This window comes from Paenibacillus sp. BGI2013 (assembly GCF_002843485.1).
GTDB lineage: Bacteria > Bacillota > Bacilli > Paenibacillales > Paenibacillaceae > Paenibacillus > Paenibacillus amylolyticus.
The window spans coordinates 159,313-166,892 of the sequence record NZ_PJFA01000014.1; the positions used below are offsets into that span (position 1 = coordinate 159,313).

Annotated in this window: 5 protein-coding genes and 1 rRNA gene; all 6 read left to right on the top strand. The window is 48.3% G+C overall.

The features are described 5' to 3' along the window. The first annotated feature begins 44 nt into the window (after window positions 1-44). Window positions 45-995 carry a carbohydrate ABC transporter permease gene (locus CXK86_RS26485; RefSeq protein ID WP_101314827.1) on the top strand — a complete coding sequence of 317 codons (951 nt, stop codon included), beginning with the start codon at window positions 45-47 and terminating at the stop codon, window positions 993-995. Beyond that, complete coding sequence (locus tag CXK86_RS26490; RefSeq protein ID WP_076254170.1) at window positions 992-1,840, top strand: carbohydrate ABC transporter permease; 849 nt, start codon at window positions 992-994, stop codon at window positions 1,838-1,840. The genes CXK86_RS26485 and CXK86_RS26490 overlap by 4 nt, the downstream gene beginning before the upstream one ends. A gap of 28 nt (window positions 1,841-1,868) precedes the next feature. Continuing rightward, window positions 1,869-3,737 carry a cache domain-containing sensor histidine kinase gene (locus tag CXK86_RS26495; protein WP_076254168.1) on the top strand — a complete coding sequence of 623 codons (1,869 nt, stop codon included), beginning with the start codon at window positions 1,869-1,871 and terminating at the stop codon, window positions 3,735-3,737. Next, entirely contained in the window at window positions 3,734-5,338 is a 1,605-nt protein-coding gene (locus CXK86_RS26500) for a response regulator (RefSeq protein WP_076254166.1), read from the top strand. The genes CXK86_RS26495 and CXK86_RS26500 overlap by 4 nt, the downstream gene beginning before the upstream one ends. A gap of 51 nt (window positions 5,339-5,389) precedes the next feature. Beyond that, complete coding sequence (locus CXK86_RS26505) at window positions 5,390-5,935, top strand: GNAT family N-acetyltransferase (protein ID WP_076254164.1); 546 nt, start codon at window positions 5,390-5,392, stop codon at window positions 5,933-5,935. 630 nt (window positions 5,936-6,565) lie between these two features. Next, a 16S ribosomal RNA gene (locus CXK86_RS26510) occupies window positions 6,566-7,580 on the top strand; the annotation flags it as partial.

Genomic DNA, 7,580 nt, shown 5'->3' on the forward strand with positions numbered 1-7,580 from the left:
TTGAAACTGTCTCACACTTCTAATTCTGCGGGGAGGTTGCGAAGATGACGACATCACAGGTCAGTCAAGCCCGAATCGAGCGTGTAACTACCCGGCGGGTCAAACGGAGATATGCGCATAATGGAGTCGCACTTCTGTTTCTCGCCCCATGGCTTGTCGGATTGTTATTCCTTACCCTAGGTCCAATGTTGGTATCGTTATACATCTCGTTCACCGATTACAGTATACTGGCCGCCCCTTCCTGGGTCGGTCTGGATAACTACACCACGATGTTTACATCGGATAAACTGTTCACCCAGTCGCTCAAAGTCACCTTCACGTATGTCGCTGTATCCGTACCGGTCAAATTGATTTTCGCGCTGCTTGTAGCGATGTTGCTGAACAAAGGGATTCGAGGACTCGGTATTTACCGTACGGTGTATTACATCCCGACATTGCTTGGAGGTAGCGTGGCGATTGCAATGTTGTGGCGTAAAATGCTGGGTGGGGACGGGCTACTCAATAGTGTGCTTGCCATGGTGGGCATTAAGGCGCCCGATTGGGTTGCTAATCCGAAGTATGCCCTGTACTCCATCGTCCTGTTATCCGTATGGCAGTTTGGATCATCCATGATTATTTTCCTGGCAGGTTTGAAGCAGATTCCACCTGAATATGATGAAGCCTCAGCGGTAGATGGTGCAGGTCCCCTGCGGAGATTCTTCTATATAACGTTGCCGATTCTGTCACCCGTTATCTTCTTCAATCTTGTCATGCAGCTGATTACATCCTTTCAATCGTTCACGCAGGCTTTTGTTATCAGTAATGGTAGCGGAGGGCCAGTGAACTCAACCCTAATGTACTCTCTGTATCTGTACAAAAAAGGATTTTCATTCTTTCAGATGGGCTATGCTTCTGCGATGGCCTGGGTGCTGGTCATCCTGATTGGCGTATTTACATTGCTCGTATTCCGCAGTAGCAAGCTGTGGGTGCACTATGAGGATGGTGGGAAATCATGATTGGACAACGGAACTCTACAGCATGGGTCGTCAGCAAACATGTGTTGATCTCAGGCATCGCCTTTGTCATGCTCTACCCGATCCTCTGGATGCTGGGCAGCTCATTCAAACCGGGACATATGATCTTTACAGAGACCTGGTTCTGGCCACAGGAATGGAATTGGCAAAATTACATGAATGGCTGGTCGGGAATTCAGGGCAACCCGTTCTCCCGGTTTCTAACTAACTCTGTCGTTCTATCGCTTGGCGCGGTGCTGGGCAATGTGATTTCCTGCTCTATGGCGGCGTATGCCTTCGCCCGATTGAATTTTCGTTTCAAAGCCATCTGTTTCGGACTGATGCTTATGACGATCATGCTGCCCCATCATGTGACGCTGATCCCGCAGTATATTCTCTTCAACCACCTGGACTGGGTGAATACGTATCTGCCGCTTGTGGTGCCAAAATGGCTGGCGACCGACGCCTTCTTCATTTTTCTCATGGTACAGTTCTTCCGGGGATTGCCCAAAGAGCTGGATGAGGCAGCAACCATTGATGGATGCGGTCCTGTGAAAATTTACACCAAAATCATCATTCCGCTTGCTTTTCCAGCACTGGTTACTACGATGATCTTTACGTTCTTGTGGACATGGGACGACTTCTTCAGTCAGTTGATCTACTTGAGTGACGTGAGCAAATATACCGTGCCGCTGGGTCTGCGCCTGTTCCTTGATTCCAGCTCTCAATCCGATTGGGGTCCGATGTTTGCGATGTCGGTATTGTCGTTGGTGCCATGTTTCATTGTATTTATTGTGTGTCAAAAGTACTTCGTGGAAGGAATCGCGACCTCTGGGCTCAAAGGGTAATTCCAAGACGAAACGAGTTGATTTTTCCATGGGGAAAGGAAGATGGTCTTCATTCATTAATCAAAAGCTGCAGCAAAGCAAGCTCTCCACGTTGATGGTGACTTGCTTTATTGCGTTTAACCTGTTGCTTGTCTCGGTTGTTGTCTGGTTGGCATATCAGTCTTTCTCCACGGTCACATTTGCCGAGATTAGCAAAGCACGTCTGGCTCTTCTGAACGAGAGCACACGTCGGGGGTTTGATTTCATCACAGGGGTAACCGGAACCGCTTATGCTTTGGCAAGCAATCGGGAACTGTCCAGTCTGCTCGAAACGGCTGATACGGGCAGGCTTGCACAGATTCACCAGCGCAGAGAGGTCTCTCGAATCCTGGATCATACCATGGTCGTGAGTGAAGGCATCACTTCCATCGAACTGTATACGGATGTCTTCAATGAGGTGACAGTGACTATGGCTGATCGCATATTTCCAGTGGACACCATCGCACACGACTCTTGGTTTGCTACGCTGGAAAAGGCAGATGCCGCTTGGGTTCCGCTGCGTGAGAACGAATCGGGCCAATCCCTGGTCGGATACGCCCAACGGATTTTCGACAGTCGTGGAGGGACGGTTGCCTATGTGCTCATTCGACTGAGTAGAGCGGACATCGTACGCAGGTTTGCCGATGTACCCATGGTGCTTGATGGAAAAGTCCTGTTGGTAGATACGGCTGGTAATGTCGTAATGCAGATGGGGAGAGTTGATCCAGCAGGGGAGAAGGAACGAGCGGATAGAAGAAATGAAGCAAGTACAATTCAAGAAACGGGTGAAGCTGTAAATTCATCTTCTTCTATTATAGATAGTGCATGGATTCAGGAACATGTCCAGCATGGTGCAGACGGGTACGAAGTAGTTTCCGGCCAACCCGGAGGTGCTCAATTGGTGCTGTACTCCAGGCCAGCCATGCTTCAGTGGCGTCTCGTACAGACTATTCCGGTATATACACTGTTATCTCCGCTCAGACAAGCGGGCTGGCAGATCCTTGGCATCGCCGTGCTGGGACTATTATGCTCGGCTGTGCTGGCGTACCTGTTTGTAAGGCGGATCATCCGGCCTTTGCGACAATTAATCAAGCGAATGAGACAACTGGAGAAAGGGGACTTCGATACCCGGGTCCAACTTTCGTTTACGGAGGAATATGCCCATTTGGCTTATGGCTTCAATCACATGGCTTCACAACTTACGACGCTGATGGAACAGGTGAAGGATGAGAGCCGGGCCAAGCGTGAAGCCCAGACGGGCTTGCTTGAGGCCCAGATCAAACCCCATTTTTTATACAATACCCTCGACATGATTCACTGGCGCGCACTTGATTATGAAGCCAAGGATATCAGTCGCATGATTGTACAACTCAGTAAGTTGTTACGGATCGGACTGAGTGGAGGGAGATTGTTTATAAGGGTTCGTGATGAGTTGGAACATGCCCGTTGCTACGTTAACATCCAGTCAGAGCGGCTGCCGTTCTCCATTCAATATCAGGAGCAGATCGATCCGCATATTCGCGGTTGTTACATTCCCAAGATCATTTTGCAGCCCTTTATCGAAAATGCCGTTATGCACGGGCACCCTGAAGAAGGCACACTTCGAATTCAGGTGCATATGCACGAAGAGGTTGGCCCGCATGAGGATATCGTCATTCGTATCACGGATAATGGTCGGGGTTTGCCGGAGGGGTGGAAACTCGAAGAGACGTGTGGAATCGGTGTACGGAATGTACATCAGCGCATCCAGCTCTATTGTGGGAAGAGGTATGGCGTTCAACTGAGCGATAGAGAGTCAGGTGGAGTGGAAGTGACCATTACGCTGCCGCGTATTGAGACCGACGAGCAATTAAATCTATGGCTGGACGGTGAAAAATGATGAAGACCATTATGCTTGTTGATGACGATCCTCATATTGTAAAGGCATTAACAGATCATATCGATTGGCCTTCTCTGGGCCTCAGCATTGCAGGCACTGCTTCCAATGGCTTGGATGCGCTGGAGCTGTTTCACCATATGCATCCAGATGTCGTTATGACTGACGTATATCTACCGGGGATGACCGGGCTTGAGATCACACAGACGTTGCGACGTGATCATCCCCACTTGCCGATCATCATTCTTAGTGGATATGACGAATTCGAGAACGCCCGGGCAGCCATGCGCTGGGGGGTGAATCACTTTTTGCTGAAGCCGGCAGAGGTTGAGGAGATTGAGTCTGTGCTGCGTGAGGTGTTACTGGAACAAGATGTGCGAGAGCGGCATGAGCGACTGGAGCAGACGTACAAGCAGGAGGTCGGACGGGTACTTCCGTATTTGCGCAAACAATTTCTTCACGAACTGCTGACTACGCGATATCGGGCAGACGAGCTTCCCAAAGAACGCATGGACTATATAGGCATTCATATGTCCTCCCAGACACGCGCCATTAGTCTGCAACTGAATCGCCCCGTATTTTTGACACGAATGAAAGAACGGGATTGGCAGCTTCTCCGCTATGGGGCGGCTGATATTATTCAGGAGACGGTGAAGGAGCAAGCGGCGCGCATGAATGGTCAGGTAGAGATTGTTGATTATTCGGATCAGGTATTTGTGTTGCTTCTATTAGGGGATAAAGATCATCTGGAGGAATGTCTGCCACTCGTGGAGAGGATGATCGATCAGATCTTTACGTATCTGAAAATTGAAGTGAGTGCTGGAATCGGAAGATCCAAGAGTCACCCTTGTGAGGTGATAGATTCCTATCTCGAGAGCAGGGAAGCGGTGGAAACAGCAGAGTTCCAAGGTGGAAGTCGTATCTACCACTATGAAACATCAAAGGAAACAGAACCAAGTGTGACCGATTATTCATTATTGCTTCGTCAATGGAACGAGGCTTGGGCGGATATTCGACCTGACCTGGCCGAAGAGGTATGGCATCATATTTGCCTTTTGCTGAAAGAGGGGAAATGTGTTGGGATACAGGATGTACAGGTTGTGGCCGTCAGTCTGTTTGACACGTTGATGCATAGCTGGAACCGACTTCACCCTATGTTAACGCCGCCGCTGGCGATGAGTGATTTTCTGCGTGAAATTCAATCGAAATATGCGTTGCATGATTTGGTAAACTGGATGGATCGTATTATCTGCGACTGGCTGGAACAGATACGTAAGGAGATGGGCGAGAAGAAAAGCAATAAACTTATCGAGCAGGTGAAACAGTATGTAGAGCTTCATTACGCCGAAGAGATTAGTTTTGAAGCGATAGCCAAGGGGCTGTTCGTACATCCGAAGTATCTGAGTCAACTGTTCAAAAGGGTGACCGGTGAGAATTTCGTCAGTTATTTGAACGGGTACCGGATTCAGAGGGCGTTGGAACTGTTGCAGTCGGGACATTACATGGTATATGAGGTGAGCGAGATGACGGGGTTCCGTAATGCGACGTATTTCAGCCAAGTGTTCAAAATGCTTACAGGCAAGAGTCCATCTGAGGTGGGGTAGAGCGATACAGGTACAGTAATTGAATAAAGTGGAAGAGGAGGAATGGTTCTTATGATGATCGATCAGCAGGAATATTACATTAAAGGCTTATCTTACTCCATTAGATCGGCAGAGGAAAAGGATGCTGAGGCCTTGTCTTCACTTCGTGTACAAATCGATGGGGAAACCGAGAACATGGATCGTGAAGAGGGTGAAGCGTATATTGACGTAGCCGGGTTTAGGCGGATCATCCATTTAGACACTGAGAAGTCAAGGAATCTGTTCCTTGTTGCTGTAGTAGCGGGTGAGATTGTGGGATACTCCCGATGTGAAGGTACAGAGCTGAAGCGCTTTTGCCATAAAGTTGAGTTCGGCGTGTGTGTAGCCCGAGAGTTCTGGGGGCATGGGATTGGCAAGAACTTGTTAGAGAAGTCGATAGAATGGGCAGACCAGACTGGTGTAGAGAAGATGACGTTGAACGTGCTGGCATCCAATGAAAAGGCAATCGAGTTATACCAAAAGAGTGGCTTCGAGATCGAAGGTATTTTGAAAAAGGATCGTAGACACACGGATGGACAGTATCACAACACGATAGTGATGGGCAGGTTCAGAGACTAATAGTATAAAAAGTGAAAAGCAGAATCTATATAAGCCCACAGCTTATGGAGTTTAATTATTAGATTTGATACCGACATAATAGATAGCAGTGTTATTGAGAAGATGTATTATGTTTCTTATCTTATAGAACGAATGTAATGATGTTGAATGAGTCTATTCACAACCTAATTATTGAGATAGATTAGACCGGTGAGTGTATATAGGATATAGTAAGAGGATAGTGCCATTGGAAAAGAGATTATGAAGAGGTTGAATCAAATATATAATCAGTTTTCAGATGGGATATTTTACAAGTAGTAATTTTGTTGTGTATATGATATATTCTATTTCCGGCCAAAAAACACGGTTTACACGGTGCGGCAAGCGAATGAAATAAGCTTCGAAAGAAACTTAAAAAAAGAGCTTGCTAAGTTGGTTCGGAAGTGTTATGATATAAAAGTTACTGAGGAGAACGACATTCGGTAACAAAATAAGTTTGATCTTTGAAAACTGAACAACGAGTGAGTAAACATTCTGCTTGCAGAATGAACGCAAAAGTTTGAGACAAGCCTTGGCTTGGATCGACTGGAGCACAAATGAGATTTTTAATCTCGTCAGATTCAAAATGAGCTTATCGCTCTTTTCAATACTTTATTGGAGAGTTTGATCCTGGCTCAGGACGAACGCTGGCGGCATGCCTAATACATGCAAGTCGAGCGGACTTGAAGAGAAGCTTGCTTCTCTGATGGTTAGCGGCGGACGGGTGAGTAACACGTAGGCAACCTGCCCTCAAGTTTGGGACAACTACCGGAAACGGTAGCTAATACCGAATAATTGTTTTCTTCGCCTGAAGAGAACTGGAAAGACGGAGCAATCTGTCACTTGGGGATGGGCCTGCGGCGCATTAGCTAGTTGGTGAGGTAACGGCTCACCAAGGCGACGATGCGTAGCCGACCTGAGAGGGTGATCGGCCACACTGGGACTGAGACACGGCCCAGACTCCTACGGGAGGCAGCAGTAGGGAATCTTCCGCAATGGGCGAAAGCCTGACGGAGCAATGCCGCGTGAGTGATGAAGGTTTTCGGATCGTAAAGCTCTGTTGCCAGGGAAGAACGCTTGGGAGAGTAACTGCTCTCAAGGTGACGGTACCTGAGAAGAAAGCCCCGGCTAACTACGTGCCAGCAGCCGCGGTAATACGTAGGGGGCAAGCGTTGTCCGGAATTATTGGGCGTAAAGCGCGCGCAGGCGGTCATTTAAGTCTGGTGTTTAATCCCGGGGCTCAACCCCGGATCGCACTGGAAACTGGGTGACTTGAGTGCAGAAGAGGAGAGTGGAATTCCACGTGTAGCGGTGAAATGCGTAGATATGTGGAGGAACACCAGTGGCGAAGGCGACTCTCTGGGCTGTAACTGACGCTGAGGCGCGAAAGCGTGGGGAGCAAACAGGATTAGATACCCTGGTAGTCCACGCCGTAAACGATGAGTGCTAGGTGTTAGGGGTTTCGATACCCTTGGTGCCGAAGTTAACACATTAAGCACTCCGCCTGGGGAGTACGGTCGCAAGACTGAAACTCAAAGGAATTGACGGGGACCCGCACAAGCAGTGGAGTATGTGGTTTAATTCGAAGCAACGCGAAGAACCTTACCAGGTCTTGACATCCCTCTGA